Consider the following 21,983-nt stretch of genomic DNA (forward strand, 5'->3'; position numbering starts at 1 on the left):
AACACCGCACCCTCCGGCAGTAGTTGGATGGAGGGTGAACGCCCTGCGCCCGGGGAACGCCTACTCCAATAGACTTGACTGTTCTCCGTGCCGGGGCTGGCATGCGGAACGACGGAGCCGGAACTCCCGGTCCGCCCGACCGCTCGTGAGGAGCGACGAATGTTCGAGAGGTTCACCGACCGTGCGCGGCGGGTGGTCGTCCTGGCCCAAGAAGAGGCCCGGATGCTCAACCACAACTACATCGGTACGGAGCACATTCTTCTTGGTCTGATCCATGAGGGTGAAGGTGTGGCGGCCAAGGCTCTCGAGAGCCTGGGGATCAGCCTCGAGGGGGTGCGCCAGCAGGTCGAGGAGATCATCGGCCAGGGCCAGTCGGCCCCGTCGGGGCACATTCCCTTCACGCCCCGTGCCAAGAAGGTCCTTGAGCTGTCGTTGCGTGAGGCGTTGCAGCTCGGTCACAACTACATCGGGACCGAGCACATCCTGCTGGGCCTGATCCGTGAGGGCGAGGGTGTCGCCGCTCAGGTTCTGGTGAAGCTGGGCGCCGACCTCAACCGGGTCCGCCAGCAGGTGATCCAGTTGCTGCACGGCTACCAGGGCAAGGAGCCGGCGGCCGCGGGCGGCCCCCAGGAGGCCGCGCCGTCCACGTCACTTGTTCTCGACCAGTTCGGCCGCAACCTCACGCAGGCCGCTCGCGAAGGCAAGCTCGACCCGGTCATCGGGCGCGAGAAGGAGATCGAGCGGGTCATGCAGGTGCTGTCCCGCCGCACCAAGAACAACCCCGTCCTGGTGGGTGAGCCCGGCGTCGGCAAGACCGCCGTCGTCGAGGGCCTGTCGCAGAAGATCGTCAAGGGCGAGGTGCCCGAGACGCTCAAGGACAAGCAGCTCTACACCCTCGACCTGGGCGCGCTGGTGGCCGGCAGCCGCTACCGCGGTGACTTCGAAGAGCGTCTGAAGAAGGTGCTCAAGGAGATCCGCACCCGCGGCGACATCATCCTGTTCATCGACGAGCTCCACACCCTGGTGGGTGCGGGCGCGGCCGAGGGCGCCATCGACGCCGCCAGCATCCTCAAGCCGATGCTGGCCCGTGGTGAGCTGCAGACCATCGGCGCCACGACGCTCGACGAGTACCGCAAGCACCTGGAGAAGGACGCCGCTCTGGAGCGTCGTTTCCAGCCGATCCAGGTCGCCGAGCCGTCGTTGTCGCACACGATCGAGATCCTCAAGGGTCTGCGTGACCGCTACGAGGCCCACCACCGCGTCTCGATCACCGACGGCGCCCTGGTGGCCGCGGCGACGCTGGCCGACCGGTACATCTCCGACCGGTTCCTGCCCGACAAGGCGATCGACCTGATCGACGAGGCCGGCTCGCGCATGCGCATCCGCCGCATGACCGCGCCCCCGGACCTCCGGGAGTACGACGAGAAGATCGCCGTCGTGCGCCGCGACAAGGAATCGGCGATCGACGCGCAGGACTTCGAGAAGGCCGCCGCCCTCCGCGACTCCGAGAAGCAGCTCATGCTGAAGCGTGAGCGCCGCGAGAAGGAGTGGAAGGCCGGCGACATGGACGTCGTGGCCGAGGTCACCGAGGAGCTCATCGCCGAGGTGCTCGCGACCGCCACGGGCATCCCGGTCTTCAAGCTGACCGAGGAGGAGTCCCAGCGCCTGCTGCGCATGGAAGACGAGCTGCACAAGCGCATCATCGGCCAGGACGACGCCATCAAGGGCCTGTCGCGGGCGATCCGGCGTACCCGCGCCGGTCTGAAGGACCCGCGCCGTCCCGGTGGCTCGTTCATCTTCGCCGGCCCCTCGGGTGTCGGTAAGACCGAGCTGTCCAAGGCGCTGGCGGAGTTCCTGTTCGGCGACGAAGACGCGCTGATCATGCTGGACATGTCGGAGTTCATGGAGAAGCACACCGTCTCCCGGCTGTTCGGTTCGCCTCCCGGCTACGTCGGCTACGAGGAGGGCGGCCAGCTGACCGAGAAGGTGCGGCGCAAGCCGTTCTCGGTGGTGCTGTTCGACGAGATCGAGAAGGCCCACCCCGACATCTTCAACAGCCTGCTGCAGATCCTGGAGGACGGTCGCCTGACCGACGCCCAGGGCCGGGTGGTCGACTTCAAGAACACGGTCATCATCATGACCACCAACCTCGGCACCCGTGACATCAGCAAGGGCATCGGGGTCGGGTTCGCCAAGAACAACGACGTCGAGGGCAACTACGACCGGATGAAGGCCAAGGTCCAGGAGGAGCTCAAGCAGCACTTCCGGCCCGAGTTCCTCAACCGCGTCGACGACACGGTCGTCTTCCACCAGCTGACGATGACCGAGATCATCCGCATCGTCGACCTGATGCTGGCCCAGGTGGACGCCCGCCTGAAGGACCGGGACATGGGCCTGGAGCTCACCCCGGCCGCCAAGCAGGTGCTCGCCGACCGTGGTTACGACCCGGTGCTCGGCGCCCGTCCGCTCCGTCGCACGATCCAGCGTGAGCTGGAGGACTCGTTGTCGGAGAAGATCCTCTACGGCGAGCTGCGCCCCGGCCAGGTCGTCAAGGTCGACGTGGAAGGTGAGGGCGAGGCCGCCAAGTTCACCTTCGTCGGCGAGGCGAAGGCCGAAGGCGTGCCCGACAGCGCCGCCGCGATCGTCGACGCGATCACCAAGGGCGCGTAGGCATCACGTTTCACCAGCGGGCCGTCCCTCCGGGGGCGGCCCGCTGTTTTTACGTTCACGTCACAACTGGGTGAAGTGACGTGGCAGCGCCACCAAAGGTAGTACTACACTGCGTAGAGCGAAGGGACGTCCTCCTGCAGGCGTACCTCCGAATCAACTGCGGGGTGGACGCTCCGGAGTGCCGTACGACGGCATGCTTCGGAATCCCGGCGTCCCGGGACTCAGGGCCCATGTGATCAGGACAACTGACATGGGTGGATTTGAGTCGGACCTTTGGAGGCATCGATGCGGCTGCGCCACGACGACGGAACCGTCGTCCACCTGGCCTACAACGCGGGCGTTCACCCGGCGGAAGACCTGGAGAACCTGATCGCCCACCTGACCCGCTACGCCGTTCCGGTCCGGAAGAAGCTCGGCGTCGACCGCCTGGGCATCGGCCTCTGGCTGGCGCCCACGGTCGCCGACCACCTCGTCTCCGACCGGATCGAGCTGGTCCGCCTCCGGCGGTCGCTGGAGGAGCGCGGCCTGGAGGTGGTGAGCCTCAACGGAACCGGAGGCCGCCACCAGGAGACGCCCGGCCCCGACTGGGCCAAGCCGGAGCGCTACCGCTACACGATGTCGCTGGCCAAGATCCTCGCCTTCCTGCTGCCGGAAGACGTCCGGTTCGGCTCGATCTCCACCATCCCGATCGGCTGGCGCCGCGACTGGCCCGCCGACCTCCACGCCATCGCCTCCCGGCGGCTGGAGCGCCTGTCACGTGAACTACGCGGCATCTACAGCGTGACCGGCAAGCACATCAGGGTCGGCTTCGAGCCGTGGCCCGGCTGCGTGCTGGAGACGACCGAGCAGGCCTTGGAACGGGTCTGCGGCATCGACTCCGAACACCTCGGGGTGTGCCTGGACGCCTGTCATTTGACCTGTGGCGGCGCGGAGGAGGCCGGGAAGGCCCTGCGTGGTCTGGCGCAGGCGGGAGCGCCTGTGGTCAAACTGGGGCACGTACACAACAACATGGACGAGATTCCCAACACGCTCAACGCGCTCTTGTCGGGCGCGGTGCACGGCAGCGCCCATCTTGAGGTCGAGGCCCACGAGTGGGTCGCCCCGAAGACGAAGGGCCCGGCGGCTCTGGTGGCCCGCCTGGCCGACGACCTCGACTGGACCAGGCGCAACCTGACGGCGTTGGGCCTGAAGCTCGCCGCCTGAGCCCTGGCCGGAAGGTAGCCTGAACGCATGTCCGCCGAGCCTCTGCATCACCACGATGACGACCCGGCCGAGATCATGCGAATGCTGCCGGAACGCTGGCACGACCAGTTCCTGAGCGAATATCACGCGGCCCTGGACGCGGCCCACGAGGTCTGGCGATATGAGCAACTCCGGGAGCTCCTGCGGGTGTGGCGGCTTCACGCCGTCGCCGTCTCGGATCCGATGTTCGATCAGGCCGAACGGGCGGTGCGCGAAGGCCGCACCGAGGAGTTCGTCTCCATGGACGAGGTCTTCCCCGGGTGGGCTGACCGCCGATGACCTACCGCGTGACCCTTCACGTGTCGGCGTTGTCGCAAATGCAGGGCCTTCCGGAGGTGGCGCTCGACGCGCTTATCGCCCGCACGGCGGATCTCATCAAAGAGCCGTGGGATGCGAGGCCCCTCTACCGAGACGACCCTGATTTCCGGATGACGACCTTCGGCGATTTCGGCGTCATGTACTTCAAGGTCGACGAGGGCCGTGAGTTGATCACCATCTTCAACGTGACCTGGGCCGGTTGACTCAGCCGGGCAGGGCGTAGAGGTCGTCGTCGACCAGTTCGGCCAGGCCGTCGGCCAGTAGCCCGTCGAGGGCGCGTTCTCGCTGCACCGCGTCGGCCCACACCGCGTCGAGCAGCGCCTTCTCCACCGGTCCCGGCGCGTCGCGCAGGACGGCCAGGAGGCGGCCGCGGCACTGACGGTCGGTGCCGGCGTAGGTCTGGCCCTTGCGCTCCGGGCCGTCGTGGGCGGGTTTGCCCGCCAAGAGCCAGGCGCAGCGTGAGGCGACCGGGCAGTCGGCACAGCGGGGCGAGCGGGCGGTGCAGATGAGGGCGCCGAGTTCCATGACGGCCACGGCCCAGCGGGGGGCGCCGACCGGCGGGATCAGCGACTCGGCCAGGCGCTTCTCGGCGGTGGTGGTCGCCTTGGGGGGATACTCCTCGCCGCGGATCGTGCGGGCCAGAACACGGCGGACGTTCGTGTCGAGGACCGCGTGGCTCTTCCCGTAGGCGAAGCTGGCGACCGCGGCGGCCGTGTAGTCGCCGATGCCGGGGAGGGTGCGGAGTTCGTCGTAGGTGGCGGGGACCGTACCGGAGAAATCGGCGGTGATCGCCTTGGCGCAGGCGTGCAGGTTCAGCGCCCGCCGGGGGTAGCCGAGGCGGCCCCAGTGCCGCACCGCCTCGCCCGGCGTCTCCTTGGCCAGGGCTTCGGGGGTCGGCCAGCGCGCCATCCACTCCTCCCAGATCGGGAGGACACGCACCACGGGCGTCTGCTGGAGCATGATCTCGCTGACCAGGATGCCCCACGGGGTCGCCTCGGGGCGCCGCCAGGGGAGGTCGCGGTTGTACTCGGCATACCAGTCGAGGATGGGGGAGTGAAGCGGATGAGCCACGTTTCGGCACTGTAGTTGACCTCGCTCCCCGGCGAGGCGCGTAAGCCGAGACCATCGAGTCTATTAATACTGTGAGTATGGATCCGGACACCTTCCGTGGTGAGGTAGTCGAGGGCCCGGACGTCTACTGGCGGCGCCGAGTGCTGGTGCTGACCGGCGTGCTCGTCGTGGGGGCCGTCATCGCCTGGGCCTTCACGAACGGCCCCGACACGCCGCTGGCCGGCACCGCCCCCGCCAAGGGCGCGTCCGACGCGTTGATCGTCTCGCTGCCCTCACCATCCGCCCCGAGCCCTTCTTCCTCCGGTACGCCCACGCCTTCGGCCACCCCGTCACCGACCCGCGCACCGGCCAAACGCGACAGCGACACCTGCGACCCGAAGGACCTGGTCGTCAACCTGACCGCCGGCCGCGAGGTCTACACGGGCGCCGACCGCCCCGGCTTCATGCTGACCGTCGTCAACACGGCCAAGAACCCGTGCAAGGTGGACGTCGGCCCCCGGGCCCTGGAGATGCGCATCACCTCGGGCCCGGCCCGCATCTGGTCGACCGCCGACTGCGTCAGCGGCTCAGGCGTCGACCGCCAGATCTTGAAACGCGGCATCCCCTACGTCCGCTCGATCGAATGGGACCGCAACCGCTCAGGCGACTCCTGCACAGCAAGATCAAGCGTCGCAGGCAAAGGCACCTACGTGGCAACAGCCAGGTCAGGCAGTCTCAGAAGCAAGAAAAACGTCTTCCATCTGAGATAGGTCGTATGGCCCCGCGAGGGCGCGCCCCCGTCTGGACAAACGCGCCTTCGTAGAGTGACCTAACGAAACCCTTGCTGACCTGGGCATATAGGCCGCTTGCAAGTGTGTCCTAACCGTGACCTGGCGCATCATCCGGTGGGCGAGTCCGGCAGCGCGTTAGCAGAGGGTCTGGCTCGGCGTCTCGGGGGGTGGCTTCGGCGGGTGTGCCACTCCTGCGCTGCTCCCGCTAGCTGCCCCCTCCGGGTCTATCAGGCGGAGGTCAGTCAAGGATGGCCTCGCGTGTACGTTGCCCGGTGACCTTCCAGGGCGACTGGTTGCCCTACGTGCAGGGCCGTCCTTGACGGAACCCGGCTGACCCGGACAATCGGGCGGCGGGTGCAACGCTCCTCCCCGCGCCCGTGATGGGGACGGGTCTCGCCTGCGCATGACCTATGAGTCAGCCGAATTCGCCGTCTTTGACGCCACCGAGGAATGCGGACCATTCGCTAGGGGTGAAGACGAGCGCTGGTCCGTGGGGGTTTTTGCTGTCGCGGACCGCGATGATTCCGGGAAGGTTGTCTGCGACTTCGACGCAGTCTCCGCCGTTGTTGCCGCTGCGGGAGCTCTTTCGCCAGACGGCCCCAGAGAGGTCTGTGCCCGTCAGGTCTGTTGCGTCCATTGGTCCACAGCTTTCTTGATCATTGCCAGCGATTCGCCGGGACGATACGCCTCGGCGCGGAGTCTGTCATACCGACTCCAGATCTCCGACACGATTTCCGGGTCAGCTGACACCGTGGCTTCGACGGTCGAGTCTATCTGAACGGTTGTAGGTGACTCTGCGAGCTCGGCGATGGTGAATGCGGACATGAGTCCGTCCGTGCACGGGCTGTCCACGGGGACGAGCTGAATGGTGATGTTGCGGCGTTCAGTGAGGGCGATCAGGTGTTCTAGCTGCTCTACCATGACCTCCGGTCCGCCGATGGGCCGTCGGACGACCCACTCGTCGAGCAGGAACCAAAGCTCGGGCGCGTTGTCCAGGTCGAGCAGGAGCGTGCGGTGCATCCGCGCCCGTACTTGTTCTTCCACCTCGGGATCGGGTGTCGAGAGGTGTCCCCGGAAGACGGCACGTGCGTAGTTCTCGGTTTGCAGCAGCCCGGAGACCAGTAGCGGATTCCAGCTCCGTAGCACTCGCGCGCGCGGCTCGATCTCTTCCACCCAGCGAAGGAACCAGTGAGGTCCCGCCGGTGTCGAGATGTTCCTGTAGAGGCGGACGAAGATGTCACCGGTGCCCAAGACCTCGTCGCACGCGGTGGCCAGTTCTCGGCTGGGTGATCTGTTGCCGAGCTCGATGTGCCCGATGAGTGATGGCGAGACGCCTACATGTGCTCCGAGCCGTTTCTGCGACAGGCCGGCGTTCTTCCTCACCCGCGATAACTCGCGGCCGAAACGCTGACGTGGGCTCAGCTGGGAGCCTTGATCGTTTGCCACTTCTCCACCTCTGCATGATTGCGGCGAGCGTTGACAGGCGTTGACGGCTTCGATGACATGCGACTACATCGGTGAAGTGCTTTGTCGTGTAATTGTCGTTTGGTTTCACCTATAAGTCGAGCTAGAGGGCGGGCACTCTAGGCGTTGAGAACGCGGTAGCGCCTCGCATGACATTGGCATGACATCGCCACTAGATCAATGGAGTCGCGGCGCGAAAAGCGTCATCCGGTATCGGGCGCTACTGCCCACGCAAACAGCGGACCCGTCCAAGTGAGGGCACACCGGGACGGGTCCTTGACCAGGAAGGTCGTCCTGATCCATGGCACACGATAGGGCTCCAAGTCGGGTTGGGCGAGATGATCTCTCGCCTGTGCCCTTACGCAGCGAGTTACCTCGGACAGACGGCGGTCCCGGCCATAAGCCTCTCCAAATCAGCAGCGCGCATGAGCGTCATTTTGAGTGCCTGATGGCTCACCCGCTTTCGTCCAAGCCCGCGCGGGCGTACGTCCGGGCGATGGTCATGGCATTGGGGCGTGATGACCTGGTGGGAGTTTGCGAACTGGTGGCTTCCGAACTGGTCGCCAATGCGATTACGGCGACTCGTGAGGCCGCGTCCACGGGCGTGGATGGCAGCGCGGGGAGCGACGGGCCAGGAACCATTGGGGTGGGGGTGTATCAGGATCGCCGGGCCATCGTGATCGAGGTCTGGGATTGCAGCCGGATGCCTCCCCGGATGGTCGAGCCCGCCGATGACACCGAGGGCGGGCGTGGGCTGGTGCTGGTTGGCGCGTTGTCATCGGACTGGAGTTACCGGCGGCCGGTCTCTGGCGGGAAGGTCGTCTACGCGAGGATCGAGGCTGCCCTGTGAGCAGGCCGGGGCTCTCGTCCGCTGGTGCGGCGACTGATGACGCGGTGGAATTGCGCGCGCTGGAACGGCTGCTGGGTTCGATGGAGATTCCCACGGTCTTCGTCCCCAACCTGCGTGAGGCCACTCACGCGCGGGCGGCGACTCCGGGGCTGGTGGTGCTCACAGAAGAGCGGCTTGAGGTGGCGCGGGTTCACATCGCGCCGCGTGGCCGGTCGTACATGGTCGGGTTCTTGATGGGGCCGGGCGGGGATGGGCCGCGTCTGATGACGGCGCGGACTGCCGAACAGGCGGCCTCGACGATCGCGGCCTATCGAGGTTCGGGGCCTTTGGCCGGTACCTGGGCGGAACACGGGGGCACCGATGACGCTCGCTAAGGCGTTGAAGGGGCCTCTTCGGGTGTCGAGCAGGGCGTTGTGGGTGGCGGCCATTCGTGCGTCGGATCACGCCATGCACAAGCACGAGCGGATCGATGTTGAGGCGGCGCAAAAGGCGATCGAGGAGTTGGCGTACCTACTGTCAGAGCCCGGGATCTATGACCTGCACGATGGCGGCGGCCCAGGTCTGATGCACATCCGGCGCTCTGCGGATGGGGAACTCGGCGCGTGGGCGATGTACAGCGTGCGGAGCGGGCTGTACATCGTAGGGGCGATCTCTGGCGCGGTCGGGGTGGCGTCGGATGTGTTCGAGGCGGCGGATTTGGTGCCGGGATATGGGCCGACGTCGTTGACGGCGGTGCGCTGGTCGCAGGAATGGGCGGAGTTTCAGTCAGAAGTTCAGTTCTGGCGCGAGCGGTTGTACGGCGGCGAGAAATGATCCTGCCTATGGCTGGACGATACGGTTACCGGACGGATGACCTTTCCGGCACTCAGCAGCGGATTCGAAGAGGCGGGCTGTCGTGTGTGTACCTTGAGTACGCGTCCCGTCCGGCGATACGAGCGAGGGTGGGATGTAGCGTGTCCGCCGCGCTACTGCCTCACCTTCGTTCTGAGAGACCAGTACGAGTCGTAATCTCCGTCATTAGAGGCGCTTGTGGATACTGTCAAGCTGGCGTAGCCGGCGAATATCCCCGGCTCACCCTGGAAGGGTTGGCGCGATTAAGTCCACAGCAGATTTGTTCTAAGATGAGGCGTCCAATATTGCACAACTAGAAAAGGAGCCCTCAACCTTTTAAGGTTGGGGCTCCTTTTTTGGATATTTAGCGTGGGCCCTCGAAGGGGATTTCGTTGGCCACTACGTCCTTCCAGTGGTTGTCAACAGCAGTGAAGCTTTTGGCCGAACCGTCTGGAACCTTGATATCTCCAAACTTTGGCGCGATGAAATAACGGTTGTTCTGCGCGTCGAACTTCACGGCCAGGACGTACTCGCTCCCCACGCTAAGGAGGGCGTCATCTTCCATTAGTTTGAGCGTGTTCGAGAATGGCTCGTAGCCACCGAATTGGCTGACTGTGATAGTTCCTTTGAGGTTTCCCTTGAAGTTGCTGAGGACGTCGACGGTCCAGAGCGTCAGGGGGACGTCGGTTGTAGAATGGGTCGCCTGCCCCTGCTTCGCGACGACTCGACCACGGAACACATTATCCGCGAAGCCGGCCAGTCGCCGTTCGTCACTTCCATCAACCGCAAGTTGAGCGTGAACTTCCTGGACCTGGAACTGTCGGAGGTCGCCCACCAGTCCGGTTGCCAGCCCGACGGACACCCCCCCGAACACGGTCCCGAATAGGGCAGAGAGAATAATCGACCATCTAATTTTCACGGAAACCTCAGCACCATAGGTAATCGTAGTCGGAAATATCCTGCGACTGCGGGGTAGTGATCGACGAACTATAGTCATACATCAGCTGGCCAGAGTAGCTGTGGGCTAAGCCCAAGGCATGACCTAATTCGTGGGCCATTGTGTTTCTCAGGCCGGTGGCGGTGAAGCCATCCATATAGTACGTATTTAAGTAAATTTCGTCGGCGTCGGGGAAGTCGTGATCGTAGTATGCGTTGATGCCGTCGTTGGAGGAGTAGTCAATCCACTCCAGGTCTTCCACGGTGGAACTGTTGTCTTGTGCGATGTTGATGCAGCCCTGCGCATTCCAGGTGCTATGAGCAAAGCTCATGGTGGCGTTGTATTTTGTGCTGTCGGTCCAGCGGATTTCGTACTCGTCGACGGCGTCTAATCCGCTGAGATAGTGTGCCATCGCGTGCGCGACACCCGTGCTCGCTCCGATCGCTAAAATTACGGTTGCTAGCAATTGCGTCAGCCTTATCAAGATCCTTGATCGTCTCATGTCATGATCGTAAAGTCGGTCATTGTGGAAGTCAAGGATGGAGTTTGATTAATCGACGGGACGGAATGTAGCTTTCCCGATTCGCATGGTGATTCATTATCACGAATTCTATCTACCTTCGAGAAATTAGCTCCACTGCGCTACAAATTTGTATCTTGGAAGATTGCGGAAATGAACGGAGCGGCCTCGGGGCCGACTATCGAAACCATGTTGATGTAACGCTGCGCACTTCAATCCTGACGATCCGATGGTTCGGTGGATGGGGTCATCCCCGTAAGGTAGGCCAGCTTCGATGTACAGGTCGTGCAGCCTAGAACGATCGACCGGAGTCATGAGGCTTAAGTCTTCTTCTAGCTACTGAACGGGCGTGAGTGCGAAGGCTCGTCGAGGGTTTGTAGGACCAGCGCGAGCAAGTGTTGTCGGCTAGTGCAGAGTCGTTGCTCTAGCTTGTCCCGGCGGCTGCCCCCGGTCAGGTGGATCGCCGCACATCCTTAGGGCGGCTCTGCCGCTCCGCGCCGGGACCGGCCGGAGGCCGCATGCCCGGCGAGGGGAGGGCGGCGTTCTGCCGCCCGCGCGGCCCCGCAGGGGCCGCCTTGACATCTATAAGAACAATTCGGCAATGCAGTGGAGATACTGGAACTCAACAGGGTGTGCTGGCCCTTTTCGCAGGCTTGGGTTGCCTAGGATGAAGACCTCGGTTGACTCTGTATGCGCATTCCCGCTGGCCGTGCAAGCAGGTGACTATTGAAGGAGTCGGCATGCGCAACGAGGTTACGCTGTCGGGGTGGCGGTTCTTCGTTGAGTCGTTGCCTTCGGGCGTCCTGCGCATTGGCTACGGATATGCTTTACGGCCCGAGCTGACCAGCGTTACGGATCTCGATGAGGTGGCTCAGCGTCGTGCTGCGGCGATCGGGGTGACGGGTTATCGTCGGCACGCCCACCGCGACAGTTGGGCTCGGTGGTCGCGTCGGACCTGGGTATGGGGACTCCACTCCGGGGACGTACAGGTAAAGGTGGCGCGGTGGGTGAGTCGCCCCCAAGCCTTGGTCGTTCACCGTCTCGGTTCACAGTTTTGGGTGGCGGAAGTGGCGGGCCGATTCCGCCACCTGACGGTACGCGCCACCGATCTCCCTGAAGTTCGCATCCCGGGGCGGCCTCCGTCTTCGCCTCGCCCGCTACGGCGAAGGAGAAACGGTGGCGAGCCATTGGCCCCATTGCGTTAGGGCAGGTGGCATCTCCTTTGTTGGAGGCCATTGGTCGGACATCGATCGCTTAAGCGCGGGAAGCCGTGACGCGAATGATGCCGGGTGGTTGTGATTGCCGTGTGGACCTGGCGGCACTTCGGGTATCCGCTGCACGATGGGACCGAAGCGCGTCGCCTTGATTCGTGTCGTTGCCGGCCATGGGCGCGTGATCGGTCCAAACTGCACGGCTCCTGCCAGAGACGAACTGCGAGAGACAGAAGAGGAGGAGAGATGATCGCCAACGCCATATGCAGTGTTCAGCTCGCCTCCGTGCGCGGTTTGCACGCGGGGCCTTTCGGCGTGGCGGGCATAGTAACAGCGGATTCCTGATTTGGGAATGCTTGATTGATGCCGTCCGGTTATGGCGGGATCCGCTGGCCTTCTCGGGTCGTTTACTGGTCATAAGCCCGCTGAGTCAGATCGTCTGTCAGTGACAGTCGGCACGGCTCGGGCGGGGACCAGCTATCGAGGAGGCTGATGCCGCTTTGATTAGGGGACCGATCCCCGTGCACCACCAGTTCGTGTTTCCTCATGGGGCCTTCCTGAGTGGGGAGGTCACCCCCGTGCTGGACTTCGAGGCCAGCACCAAAGACCGTCCCGTCCAGCAGCGCGACAAGACGACCGGTGAGCCGGTGTGGTCGGTCGCGGTGACCAACGCGAGTCCCGATGTCCGCGCGGCGGATAAGACGGTGAGCGTGAAGATCGTGGCTGCGGTCGCTCCGGAGATGCCTCCGGTGCCGCCCGCCATGGCAAGTCTCGGCTTGCCGTTCGTTCCGGTCGAGTTCGTGGATCTTACGGTCACGCCGTATGTGAACTCGGCGAACAATCGCCTGGCGTATTCGTTCCGGGCTCGCGGGTTCCGCCCTTTGGCGGTGTCCCGTTCGCACGAGGCCAGCAGGAGTTGATCCTGTTCGCAGCGACCTGAGGGTCATGATTCAGGGCCGGTAGACCCGGTGCCTGCTGCGGCGCAGCAGCCGCCAATCATTCAACACGCCTGTGTCCCCGTGAACCGCTGAGCGGTCGGGGGCTTGCCCCGGCATGCCGGGCCGCGCGCTGTGGAGCTTGGAACCCTCCGCCGTGTGGTCCGGCGTGCTGCAAGGGGCTCGCGTTTTGCCCTGTTCCCCCGAATCGATGCCTGAGGGCTGGCCGGTTGCCGTACCCGGTCGGTCCTCGGGTGTCGGCACCGCTGGTGTGAGCGGCCCTCGCTGCTAGGCGCGGGCTGCGGCGTGGGGTGCGGGGTCCTCTGGTCTGAAAGGAGGTCTCCCATGATTCTCCGCAAACTCCCTGGTCAGGAAATCGTAGGCGTCGTCTCCACCCGTCCGGACACCACGGTTGTGTTCGCTCCGACCGTTGTTCGAACTCCGGTCATCATCTCCGTCACGGTGTGGTTGTGGCGGCTGCTGGCAGGTTCGATCCGCACCGTGTGGCGTCACCCGGTGGCCTGCGCGCTGCCGGTCGTCACCGGCTGGCTGTATTCGTTCGGCAACTGGCACCTACTGGCCTTCATAGCGGCCGACTTGTCGGCCATCGCCGGCCTGGTGGCGTGGGCCTACCCGCACGTGTTCGGTCGGTGGGTCAGCTGGCCGGTCATCGCCTGGTGGCGGTGGATGTGGGTGTACCGGCGTAAGTGGCAGTCAGTCATGGTCATGGCCGGTCTGGCCGGGAACTTCGGCGGGCGGCTGTATCTCCCGGATCTGGTGCGGGTGCGCTGTGATGCCCGCTGCGACACGGTGCGGGTGCGGATGCTGGCCGGTCAGGCAGTGGAGGACTTCACCGACCATGCGCCGAACCTGTCCAATGGCTTCGGCGCGAGCAGGGTGCGGATCACCTCCCCCAAACCGGGCTGGGTGACGCTGGTCTTCCCGCGTGCCGATGCGCTGGCGCGGGTGATCCCGGCGATGCCGATTCCTGAGCGGGCGTGGGTCGGCCCGGTGGAGATCGGGATATCCGAGGACGGCGGGGTGTTCCGCCTCCAGGTCCATGGCACCCATGTGTTGATCGCCGGTTGCACGGGTTCGGGCAAGGGCTCGTGGTTGTGGTCCATCGTGCGCGGGTTGCTCCCGGCGTGCGTGGCGGGCATCGCGCAGGTCTGGGGTCTGGACCCCAAGCTCATGGAACTGTCCTTCGGCCGTGAATTGTTCGACCGGTACGCCGCCATCCCTGAGCAGTGCGCCGAACTGCTGGAACAGGCCGTGGCGCTGATGCAGGAACGGGCGCACCGGTACGCGGGGATACGCCGTAACCACATTCCGACGGTCGATGACCCGTTCGTCTTGGTGGTCGTGGATGAGGTGGCGTTCCTGACCGCCTACCAGCCGGACAAGGGTTTGCGGCTGCGGATCTCGGCAGCGCTGGCCACGCTCACCACCCAGGGCCGGGCGGTCGGTATCGGCGTGGTGGCCGCGCTCCAGGACCCGCGCAAAGAGGTCCTGAACATCCGGAACCTGTTCCCCGACAAGGTTGCCCTTCGGCTGGATGAGCCGGGTCAGGTCGACATGGTTCTCGGCGACGGCGCGCGGGACCGGGGCGCGATGGCTGACCAGATTCCCCGTGATCCCGATGACCCATCGGTCGGGGCCGGTGAGGCGTACGTGCGGCTGGAGAACAGCCCCGATCCGGTTCGTGTCCGTGCCGCGTACGTCTCTGATGCCGATATTCGGCAGATGGCCGACTGGTTCGGGAGTCGCTCATGGTGACCTCGGGTGGTTCGGCCGGCGACAGCGCCCCCGTCTCGGACCTGGGATCAGGGCTGGGATCGGGCGTGTTCAGCGTGGCTGCGGTGATGGCGTCGGGGCTGGTGTCGCGTGAGGTTGCCGAACAACTGGCGGTCGCGAACGGGGTGTGTGTCCGGCCTATCCCGATGCGGCGTCAGGACACGGTGACCGGTGTGGTGGACACCATCGACTTGCCGTGCGGGTCGTGGCGGGAGTCGTGGTGTCCGCCGTGCGCGAAGCGGGCTCGGCAGGTCCGGATGGCGCAATGCCGTGAGGGCTGGCACCTGGAGTCCGAACCGCTGGTCGAGTACACGCGCGGTGAGTACCGGTCCTATCTGCATGACCTTCGATCGCAGGCACAAGGGTGGCGTGATGACGCTGCGGCGGCCGGGGAGGACACCACTGATCTCGATCTGGCGCTGGTGGAGCTGGATGCCGAGATCGGCGCGTTGGAGCCGGTCAGCCGGACGGCGGCGGACCTAAACGATGCGGGCGACGACAGCGCGCCGGGCGAAGTGGCCTCGGAGCGGCGTTCCCGGTCGACGCGTCGGCGGGATGACGCGGTGAATCTGCCTCGGCGTCAGCGAGTGCCGGGGACGCTGGGGCGGGTCTATGAGGGTCGGGATGGCAAGGGCTTTCGTCCGAGTATGTTCCTGACCTTGACTCTGCCGTCCTACGGTCGGGTGCGGAACGGCGTGCCGGTCAATCCGGATACCTACGATTACCGGTCGGCGGCGCGGGATGCGCTGCACTTCGGCAAGCTCGTCGACCGGTTCGTGCAGAACCTTCGCCGGGTGGCGGGGTGGGATGTGCAGTACTTCGCGGCCGTCGAACCGCAACGGCGGCTGACTCCGCACCTGCACATGGCGATCCGCGGGACGCTGCCTCGGTCGGTGGTGCGTCAGGTGGTGGAGGCGACCTATCACCAGGTGTGGTGGCCCTCGGTGGATGAGGTGGTCTTCGGTGAGGGCGACGCGGAACCGGTCTGGGCAGAAGGGCACGGTTACGTCCATCCGGGCACGGGTGAGGTGCTCCCGTCTTGGGATGAGGCGTTGGACGGCGTGGAGGCTCGGGAGGATCGCGCGGATGGTGGCGGGCCGGGCGAGCCGTTGCACGTGGCGCGGTTCGGCGCGCAGATGGATATGCAAGGTGTGCTGGCCGGGACCGCCGATGCTGACCAGCGGGTCAGGTATCTGACGAAGTACCTGACCAAGTCGCTGTCGTGGGACGCGGTGTTGAAGGCCGACGCGGGTTCGTCGGCTCGGGCGGCGCATGTGGCGCGGCTGGCGGAGGCGTTGCGGTGGGAGCCGTGTTCGCCGGAGTGTGCGAACTGGCTGCGGTACGGCGTCCAACCGCGCAAAGCGAAGTCGGGGCTGCGTCCGGGCTGGTGCCGGAAGAAGGCGCACAGTCCGGACCGGATGGGCTACGGCGGGCGTCGCGTGCTGGTCTCGCGCAAGTGGTCGGGCAAGACGCTGGCCGGGCACAAGGCGGACCGCAGAGCGTGGGCGTTGACGGCGGCCGGTCTTGACCCGGAGCAGGAGGCAGGCGAGCCGGGCCGGTACCTCTGGCGTCGTCTGAGCGCCTCTGATCCGGCCCTGGAGCCGATAGCGGTGCGGCTGTTGCGGCTGGTGGCGACACGTCAAGCGGCACGGGCGGCGCGAGAAGGCCCGTCCGGTCATGGGCCTGATGACGTCGGTGAGGCATCAGGTCCCCACGCGGGGCGCGATGTCTGATGGGTGACGCGGGCGAACTACGGAGGGAATCGGAGCGAGCAAGATCGGCCGCAGAGACTAACTTGGGCTCCATTGCTTCTCGCTGTGAACCGGGCGATGAACGAGGGCGCGGGCGGCGTGGTGCTCGCGGGTCGGCGGCGGCTGGCGGGGGTAAGCGTCGCCGTCGTTCGGCAAAGCGTCCCGAAGGGGCCACTATGGCTGTGCCTTTGCCGGGTATGGCGGAGTGGATCGAGGCGGCGGCCGGGCACCGCTCAGCGGAGGGTGGGCGGGCGGGATGCGGACAGGCCGACCAGGGAACCCCGCCAGATGTTGATCTTGCTGGGGTTCCTGAGGCCGCGTCGGCGGGCGGTCGGCACGGGGCGGACGTCGGCGAGATGACCTCAAACGACCGCGTGATCGCCGCCTACGCGCGGTCGATCGTGGCAGCGGCGGGGCCTCTCAGCGATGACGCCGTGGACCGGCTGGCGGCCTTGCTCGGTTACCGGTAGCGGCGCTCACCTCCCCGTCTTGGTTGGCTGTACGGGCAAGCCCTGGCCGGTGGCTGTCGGCGCGGGCTTGCCCGTCATTGGTGCGGCTATGCGGCATCGCGTACCCAGGTGAGGCGCTCGTGGGCGGGCAGACGCTTGCCTGGTGTCCTGGGGTTGATCCGTACTTGGCCCAAGTACTGCGGGCTGAGAAGGATCTTGGCGATCTTCCGGCGGATCTCCACCGGCGCGTCACGCCACCGGGTCACCGCGTCGACCACCGGACCGCCGACCTCGGGTGCCAGCAGTGAGGCGAGCTCGGACGGGGTGGTCAACTCGCGCAACTGGGCCTGCTTGCCGGCGAGCTTCGGCTTGATGTCCTCGATCAACTGGGCGAACATCCGCGCCTCCGACACGTTGGCCGGCACCGCGTTCTCCGCCTCCTCCAGCTGGGCCCGCAGCTGCGCTATCGCGGTCTCCAGCGCGCGGACCTGCGGGGTGTCGACACGGCGGGCGACCCTCGCGGAGAAGTCGGCCTGTGATAGGTAGTCCTCGATGACGGCGTTGAGGATCGCGTCGACGGGGGCCTTGGTGATGCGCGCGCATCCGCCGGTCTGGCACATGTAGTCACCCCGCTTGCTGTCGAGCGTGGTGATCGGACCCAGACACTTGGCGCACCGCATCGTGCGCGTGTATTCGTGCTTGACGCTCCCGAACCGGGGCTTGGTCGACTGATGCGCCGGCTCAGCCAAGATCCGCTGAACGTCCCACCACAGATCACGCTCAACGATCGCATCCCACGTGCCTTCGATCAGCTCCCCGTGGTGAACGCGCAGACCCGTGTAGGCGGCCCTGGTCGCCATGTCCCGCAGATGCGCGGGGGTGTAGGGGTTGCCCAGCTTGTTGCGGTACCCGCGCTCCTTGAACTCCTTGGCGATGCTGCGCCCACTGCGGCCTCGCCGGTACAACGTGAACAGATCAACGATCATGGGGGCTGTCTCGGGATCGGCCTCCCACGTGATCAGCTTCCCCGTCCGCTCGTGGTACACCGGACGCAACCCCACCGGGCACAACCCATGCGGGCGGCCTTCGGCGGCGTTGGCGGCCATGTCCCGCCGGATCCGCTGCGCGATCTTCGCCGACTCATACTCGCTGTCGTTGGCGTCATCGATCAGCCCGCGACGATCACGCGGATTGGCCGGGTCATAGAGACGGCCGTGCGTGGTGACGAACACCAAGATCCCCTGCCGCTCCAGCAGGTCAAGCATCGTCACCCACTCCAGCACCCGCCGCGACCCCCGGGAACTCTCCCACAGGACCAGGACGTCCGCGCCGAACTCCCCGCTACGCAGGTCGGTCATCAGGCGGTCGAAGTCGTCGCGGACGTCAGTGCTGTACCGGGAAGCCGACACCGCCCGGCCTTCCCGGTAGGGCTCTCCGAGCGTGATCCGATGCGCCGCGCATGCCCGTTCGTTGTCCTCGTGCTGCTGGGCCGGCGACTTCATACGCTTAGACCGGTCTTCACTGACACGCAGGTATTCCCGGCCGGTCAGCTCCCGGCTTCCCGGTAGATCATCACCGGGAAGCTGAGAGGCTAATAACCCTTTCGACCTGGGATGCAATGACTTGGTCATACATCGAAGGTAACTCTAAGAAGGCCCGAGCACTGAGGAGCGCAGGAGAGCGAAGCGAACCGGAGCGACGAGGGAAGACGGGGGCTGAAAGCGCCCGAGCCGCCGCGCCGGAGGCGCGGCAATTTCACACGTAACGTTCCAAGATCGAAGACTCCGCCAGCCGGGACAGACCCTCCCGCACGCTGCGTGCCCTCGTCTCGCCGACCCCGCCGACCATCTGCAGGTCGACGATGCTGGCCGCGAGCAGCTTCTGTAGCCCGCCGAAGTGGTCGACCAGCCGATTGACGATCGACGCCGGCAGGCGGGGCACTCGGGCCAGCAGCCGGAACCCCCGAGGGCTCACCGGCGAGTCGAGGGCCTCAGGGCCGGTGCTGCCGAGGATCCCGGCCACCCGTGACAAGTCGAGCAGGTCGGTCGAGCTGAGGTCGTCGAGCTCCCGCAGGGCGTCGCTGAAGCCGCGCTGCTTGGGGCCGAGGGCGTCGGGCAGGTAGTCGCGGACGATGAACGCGCGGTCGTCTTCGACCCCGGCCACCAGTTCGTCGAGCTGCAGGGAGATCAGGCGGCCGTCGGTCCCGAGTTCGACGACGTAGCCCTCGATCTCGCGGGCGATGCGCCGGACCATCTCCATGCGCTGCACGGCCGCGACCATGTCGCGCACGGTCACCAGGTCTTCGATCTCCAGCGCCGAGAGGGTGCCGGAGACCTCGTCGAGGCGCTGCTTGTAGCGCTCGAGGGTGGCCAGCGCCTGGTTGGCCTTCGACAGGATCGCGGCCGACTCTTCGAGCACGTGTCTGACACCGTCGAGGTAGACGGCGATGATGCGCATGGATTTGCTGATCGCGACGACTGGGTAGCCGGTCTGGCGGGCGACCCGCTGGGCGGTGCGGTGGCGGGTGCCCGACTCGTCGGTGGGCACGCCGGGATCGGGAACCAGGTGGACGGCTGCCCGCAGGATGCGGTGATCGCCCTCGCCGAGCACGATCGCGCCGTCCATCTTGGCGAGTTCGCGCAGGCCCGTCGCGGTGAACTCGACGTCGAGCTGGAAACCTCCGGTGCACAGCTCTTCGACGGTCGGGTCGTATCCCAGCACGATCAGACCGCCGGTATGGCCCCGGAGGATGCGTTCGAGCCCGTCGCGCAACATGGTTCCCGGGGCGAGCGTCGCCAGGACGGCGCGCCTGCGCTCGTCGGCTTGTTTGTCGTTTTGCACGTAAGTGACCCCCGCTGGTTCACACGGCTACTACGCAGTTTACCGACGTAACGGCCTCCTCACCGGATGTGTGTCAGAGCGTCCCAGACGTTCTCGGCCTCGGTGACGGTGAATCCGGGGGCGAAGGTCGAGGTTCGCAGCGGTTCGCGGACGGCGACGACCTCGCCCCGGCGGCTTCTCGACGGCGGATCGATGCGGGGCGGGGTGACGGCCTCCATCGAGCCGGCCGGGACCAGCGCGCGGGTGAAGCCCAGGCGGGCGGCCTCGGCGAGGCGGCGGCGGACCTCCCGGACCGGCCGCAGCTCTCCGGCCAGGCCGACCTCGCCCATCGCGATCAGGCCCTGGGGGAGCGGGTTGTCTCCGGCGGCGCTGACGACCGAGAGCATGAGGGCCAGGTCGACGGCCGGGTCGGTGAGGCGGATGCCGCCGACGGTGGCGGTGAAGACGTCACACCGGCCGATCTTGGCGTTGAGGCGGCGCTCCATGACGGCCAGGACCATCGCGACGCGGTAGGAGTCGAGGCCCGATGACGTGCGCCGGGGCTGGGGGGCCTCGGTGGGGCCGACGAGCGCCTGGAGCTCGGCCGGGATGGGGCGGGTGCCCTCGATCGTCACGGTCACGCAGGTGCCCGGCACGGGTTCGGGGTGGCGGGAGACGAACAGGCCGCTCGGGTCGGTGATGCCGGTGATGCCCTTCTCGTGGAGGTCGAAGCAGCCGACCTCCTCGATCGGGCCGAACCTGTTCTTGATCGCCCGGACCATGCGCAGCCGCGAGTTGCGGTCGCCCTCGAAGTGGAGGACGACGTCGACGAGGTGTTCCAGCACCCGCGGCCCGGCGATCGAGCCGTCTTTGGTGACGTGGCCGACCAGGACGGTCGCCATGCCGCGCTCCTTGGCCAGCCGGACCAGGTTCCCGGCGACCTCGCGGACCTGGGTGACCCCGCCCGGCACCCCGGTCGCGTCGGCGGAGCCGATCGTCTGGACGGAGTCGACGATCAGGAGCCGGGGGTTGACCTTCTCGACGTGGGTGACCAGAGCGCCGAGGTCGGTCTCGGCGGCCAGGTAGAGGTTGTCGACCACGGCGCCGATGCGGTCGGCCCGCATGCGCACCTGCGACGCGGACTCCTCACCTGTCACGTAGAGTACGGTCTCGCGCCGCCCCGCGTGGGCGGCCGCCTCCAGCAGCAGCGTCGACTTCCCGATGCCCGGCTCCCCGGCCAGCAGCACCACGGCCCCCGGCACCAGCCCGCCCCCGAGCACCCGGTCGAGCTCGCTCACCCCGGTCGGCCTGGCGTGTGCCACCTCGGCCTTGACCTGCCCGATCGGGATGGCCGGCGAGGTGATCGCCCCCGCCTTGACCTCGGTCACCCCGGCCCGGACCCCGGCCTCCTCGACCGTGCCCCACGCCTGGCACTCCCCGCACCGGCCGACCCACTTGACGGTCACCCAGCCGCACTCGCCACACCGATAGGACACCTTGGTCGCTTTAGCCACGAGCCGCAGGCTACCGGCGCCCCCCGACAGATTCCGCCTAGAAGAGCCGCCATCTCAGGATGTTCGGGTAGGCGAGCTCCAGGCCCTCCGTCTCGCGGATGGCCGCCTTGGCGACCGTGTGGGCGAACTCGATCTTCAGGACCGCTTCCAGGTCGGCGCGCCGTTCGAAGACCATCCGCAGGTCGAGTTCCTGCCGGGACCACCCCTGGCGGGCCCAGAAGGCCTCCACGGCCTCCGGGGAGTAGGTCGGCACCGTCGCCTGGAACCAGCGTCCGAAGGAGCCCCGGGTCGCGTCGAGGTCGACGACGAAGGCCGCGCCGCCCTTCCGCACCACCCGTGACAACTCGGCCAGGCCGGGTTCGCAGCCGGGGCCGAAGAAGTAGGCCCAGCGGGCCATCGCGACGTCCACCGAGTGGTCGGGGAGGGGGATCTCCTGGGCGGCCGCCGTGTGAACCGTCACATTCGGCACGCGGGCGCAGCGCCGGCGGGCCAGGGCGGCCAGGTCGCCGTGGGGTTCGACGCCGATCACCGACGACGCCTCCAGTGCCAGGGCGGGCAGGTGGTAGCCCGTGCCGCAGCCGATGTCCAGGACCGTCGCGCCGGTCCAGGGGCGGAGGGCGCGCATCGCCGATTCGACCCGCCGGTCGGGGTCGACCGCGTGGTTCTCCAGTTCGTATACGGCGGGGGCGTTCCAGATGTTGGGGCTGGGCACGGCGCCCTTGACGATGCTGGCCATGACGCAACCCTAGGTTCGCCTCGACCGGACACACGCCCGCTTAGGCTGGCAGGGTGAGCAAGAGTCGTGGCGAGCGTACATATATCGGAAGGAGCGAGGT

General features: G+C 66.4%; 20 protein-coding genes. 11 read left to right on the plus strand and 9 right to left on the minus strand.

Annotated elements, in window-relative coordinates; translation table 11 throughout:
• The first annotated feature begins 159 nt into the window (after nt 1-159).
• The 4 genes from QSK34_RS15925 (at nt 160) to QSK34_RS15940 (ending at nt 4,433) form a co-directional block, all read left to right on the plus strand.
• Nucleotides 160-2,670, plus strand: a complete 2,511-nt coding sequence (locus QSK34_RS15925) for an ATP-dependent Clp protease ATP-binding subunit (RefSeq protein WP_062336952.1) — start codon at nt 160-162, stop codon at nt 2,668-2,670.
• A gap of 285 nt (nt 2,671-2,955) precedes the next feature.
• On the plus strand, nt 2,956-3,873 hold the full coding sequence (locus QSK34_RS15930; protein WP_030454844.1) for a TIM barrel protein: 918 nt from the start codon (nt 2,956-2,958) through the stop codon (nt 3,871-3,873).
• Nucleotides 3,874-3,900: 27 nt separating this feature from the next.
• On the plus strand, nt 3,901-4,191 hold the full coding sequence (locus QSK34_RS15935; RefSeq protein WP_285584818.1) for a DUF6247 family protein: 291 nt from the start codon (nt 3,901-3,903) through the stop codon (nt 4,189-4,191).
• Nucleotides 4,188-4,433, plus strand: a complete 246-nt coding sequence (locus tag QSK34_RS15940) for a hypothetical protein (protein ID WP_285584820.1) — start codon at nt 4,188-4,190, stop codon at nt 4,431-4,433. The genes QSK34_RS15935 and QSK34_RS15940 overlap by 4 nt, the downstream gene beginning before the upstream one ends.
• 1 nt (nt 4,434) lies before the next feature.
• On the opposite strand, the gene QSK34_RS15945 is transcribed toward QSK34_RS15940, so the two are convergent.
• A complete protein-coding gene (locus QSK34_RS15945) occupies nt 4,435-5,301 on the minus strand; it encodes an iron-sulfur binding domain-containing protein (protein ID WP_285584822.1) in 867 nt (288 codons plus the stop codon).
• Nucleotides 5,302-5,378: 77 nt separating this feature from the next.
• On the opposite strand from QSK34_RS15945, the gene QSK34_RS15950 reads away from it, so the two are divergent.
• The gene (locus QSK34_RS15950; RefSeq protein WP_285584824.1) at nt 5,379-6,050 is read left to right on the plus strand and encodes a hypothetical protein; all 672 of its coding nucleotides are present in this window, start codon (nt 5,379-5,381) and stop codon (nt 6,048-6,050) included.
• A 436-nt stretch (nt 6,051-6,486) separates the two neighbouring features.
• Here the strand turns inward: QSK34_RS15950 and QSK34_RS15955 are convergent, their stop codons facing one another.
• Together QSK34_RS15955 and QSK34_RS15960 are read right to left on the minus strand one after the other, a co-directional pair.
• Nucleotides 6,487-6,708 (minus strand): DUF397 domain-containing protein, encoded by a 222-nt coding sequence (locus QSK34_RS15955; RefSeq protein WP_285584825.1) that lies wholly within the window; start codon nt 6,706-6,708, stop codon nt 6,487-6,489.
• Nucleotides 6,690-7,517: a helix-turn-helix domain-containing protein gene (locus QSK34_RS15960; RefSeq protein ID WP_285584828.1), complete on the minus strand. Its 828-nt coding sequence runs from the start codon at nt 7,515-7,517 to the stop codon at nt 6,690-6,692. The genes QSK34_RS15955 and QSK34_RS15960 overlap by 19 nt, the downstream gene beginning before the upstream one ends.
• 466 nt (nt 7,518-7,983) lie before the next feature.
• On the opposite strand from QSK34_RS15960, the gene QSK34_RS15965 reads away from it, so the two are divergent.
• The 3 genes from QSK34_RS15965 to QSK34_RS15975 are packed head-to-tail and all read left to right on the plus strand — an operon-like array spanning nt 7,984 to nt 9,198.
• Nucleotides 7,984-8,385: an ATP-binding protein gene (locus QSK34_RS15965; protein ID WP_285584830.1), complete on the plus strand. Its 402-nt coding sequence runs from the start codon at nt 7,984-7,986 to the stop codon at nt 8,383-8,385.
• Between the two features lie 44 nt (nt 8,386-8,429).
• Nucleotides 8,430-8,759: a hypothetical protein gene (locus tag QSK34_RS15970; RefSeq protein WP_285584832.1), complete on the plus strand. Its 330-nt coding sequence runs from the start codon at nt 8,430-8,432 to the stop codon at nt 8,757-8,759.
• Entirely contained in the window at nt 8,746-9,198 is a 453-nt protein-coding gene (locus QSK34_RS15975) for a hypothetical protein (RefSeq protein WP_285584834.1), read from the plus strand. The genes QSK34_RS15970 and QSK34_RS15975 overlap by 14 nt, the downstream gene beginning before the upstream one ends.
• A 382-nt stretch (nt 9,199-9,580) precedes the next feature.
• Here QSK34_RS15975 and QSK34_RS15980 read toward each other — a convergent pair whose 3' ends face one another.
• Together QSK34_RS15980 and QSK34_RS15985 are read right to left on the minus strand one after the other, a co-directional pair.
• Nucleotides 9,581-10,135: a hypothetical protein gene (locus QSK34_RS15980; protein WP_285584836.1), complete on the minus strand. Its 555-nt coding sequence runs from the start codon at nt 10,133-10,135 to the stop codon at nt 9,581-9,583.
• Between the two features lie 7 nt (nt 10,136-10,142).
• On the minus strand, nt 10,143-10,655 hold the full coding sequence (locus QSK34_RS15985) for a matrixin family metalloprotease (protein ID WP_285584838.1): 513 nt from the start codon (nt 10,653-10,655) through the stop codon (nt 10,143-10,145).
• Between the two features lie 1,807 nt (nt 10,656-12,462).
• Between QSK34_RS15985 and QSK34_RS15990 the strand changes: the two genes are divergently transcribed.
• The 3 genes from QSK34_RS15990 (at nt 12,463) to QSK34_RS16000 (ending at nt 16,346) form a co-directional block, all read left to right on the plus strand.
• Nucleotides 12,463-12,804, plus strand: a complete 342-nt coding sequence (locus QSK34_RS15990) for a plasmid replication, integration and excision activator (RefSeq protein ID WP_285584840.1) — start codon at nt 12,463-12,465, stop codon at nt 12,802-12,804.
• Between the two features lie 360 nt (nt 12,805-13,164).
• Nucleotides 13,165-14,595, plus strand: coding sequence for an FtsK/SpoIIIE domain-containing protein (locus QSK34_RS15995; protein ID WP_285584841.1), 1,431 nt, complete (start codon nt 13,165-13,167; stop codon nt 14,593-14,595).
• Entirely contained in the window at nt 14,589-16,346 is a 1,758-nt protein-coding gene (locus QSK34_RS16000) for a replication initiator (RefSeq protein WP_285584843.1), read from the plus strand. The genes QSK34_RS15995 and QSK34_RS16000 overlap by 7 nt, the downstream gene beginning before the upstream one ends.
• Nucleotides 16,347-16,920: 574 nt before the next feature.
• On the opposite strand, the gene QSK34_RS16005 is transcribed toward QSK34_RS16000, so the two are convergent.
• From QSK34_RS16005 to QSK34_RS16020, 4 genes are all read right to left on the minus strand, one after another.
• On the minus strand, nt 16,921-18,444 hold the full coding sequence (locus QSK34_RS16005) for a recombinase family protein (RefSeq protein WP_285584845.1): 1,524 nt from the start codon (nt 18,442-18,444) through the stop codon (nt 16,921-16,923).
• 124 nt (nt 18,445-18,568) lie between these two features.
• Nucleotides 18,569-19,654 (minus strand): DNA integrity scanning diadenylate cyclase DisA, encoded by a 1,086-nt coding sequence (disA, locus tag QSK34_RS16010; RefSeq protein ID WP_030454849.1) that lies wholly within the window; start codon nt 19,652-19,654, stop codon nt 18,569-18,571.
• A 59-nt stretch (nt 19,655-19,713) separates the two neighbouring features.
• Nucleotides 19,714-21,147 (minus strand): DNA repair protein RadA, encoded by a 1,434-nt coding sequence (gene radA / locus QSK34_RS16015; RefSeq protein ID WP_285584848.1) that lies wholly within the window; start codon nt 21,145-21,147, stop codon nt 19,714-19,716.
• Nucleotides 21,148-21,184: 37 nt separating this feature from the next.
• Complete coding sequence (locus QSK34_RS16020) at nt 21,185-21,883, minus strand: class I SAM-dependent methyltransferase (RefSeq protein ID WP_285584851.1); 699 nt, start codon at nt 21,881-21,883, stop codon at nt 21,185-21,187.
• Nucleotides 21,884-21,983 lie beyond the last annotated feature (100 nt).

The organism is Herbidospora sp. NBRC 101105 (assembly GCF_030269205.1).
Classification (GTDB): domain Bacteria; phylum Actinomycetota; class Actinomycetes; order Streptosporangiales; family Streptosporangiaceae; genus Herbidospora; species Herbidospora solisilvae.

Bases quoted from the DNA above. Each gene is read 5' to 3' on its own strand.
- QSK34_RS15985 (WP_285584838.1), bottom strand. From the start codon at position 10,655: ATGAGACGATCAAGGATCTTGATAAGGCTGACGCAATTGCTAGCAACC.
- QSK34_RS15930 (WP_030454844.1), top strand. From the start codon at position 2,956: ATGCGGCTGCGCCACGACGACGGAACCGTCGTCCACCTGGCCTACAAC.
- QSK34_RS16020 (WP_285584851.1), bottom strand. From the start codon at position 21,883: ATGGCCAGCATCGTCAAGGGCGCCGTGCCCAGCCCCAACATCTGGAAC.
- QSK34_RS15950 (WP_285584824.1), top strand. From the start codon at position 5,379: ATGGATCCGGACACCTTCCGTGGTGAGGTAGTCGAGGGCCCGGACGTC.
- QSK34_RS16005 (WP_285584845.1), bottom strand. From the start codon at position 18,444: ATGACCAAGTCATTGCATCCCAGGTCGAAAGGGTTATTAGCCTCTCAG.
- QSK34_RS16000 (WP_285584843.1), top strand. From the start codon at position 14,589: ATGGTGACCTCGGGTGGTTCGGCCGGCGACAGCGCCCCCGTCTCGGAC.
- QSK34_RS15975 (WP_285584834.1), top strand. From the start codon at position 8,746: ATGACGCTCGCTAAGGCGTTGAAGGGGCCTCTTCGGGTGTCGAGCAGG.
- QSK34_RS15955 (WP_285584825.1), bottom strand. From the start codon at position 6,708: ATGGACGCAACAGACCTGACGGGCACAGACCTCTCTGGGGCCGTCTGG.
- QSK34_RS15965 (WP_285584830.1), top strand. From the start codon at position 7,984: ATGGCTCACCCGCTTTCGTCCAAGCCCGCGCGGGCGTACGTCCGGGCG.
- QSK34_RS15935 (WP_285584818.1), top strand. From the start codon at position 3,901: ATGTCCGCCGAGCCTCTGCATCACCACGATGACGACCCGGCCGAGATC.
- QSK34_RS15940 (WP_285584820.1), top strand. From the start codon at position 4,188: ATGACCTACCGCGTGACCCTTCACGTGTCGGCGTTGTCGCAAATGCAG.
- QSK34_RS15925 (WP_062336952.1), top strand. From the start codon at position 160: ATGTTCGAGAGGTTCACCGACCGTGCGCGGCGGGTGGTCGTCCTGGCC.
- QSK34_RS15995 (WP_285584841.1), top strand. From the start codon at position 13,165: ATGATTCTCCGCAAACTCCCTGGTCAGGAAATCGTAGGCGTCGTCTCC.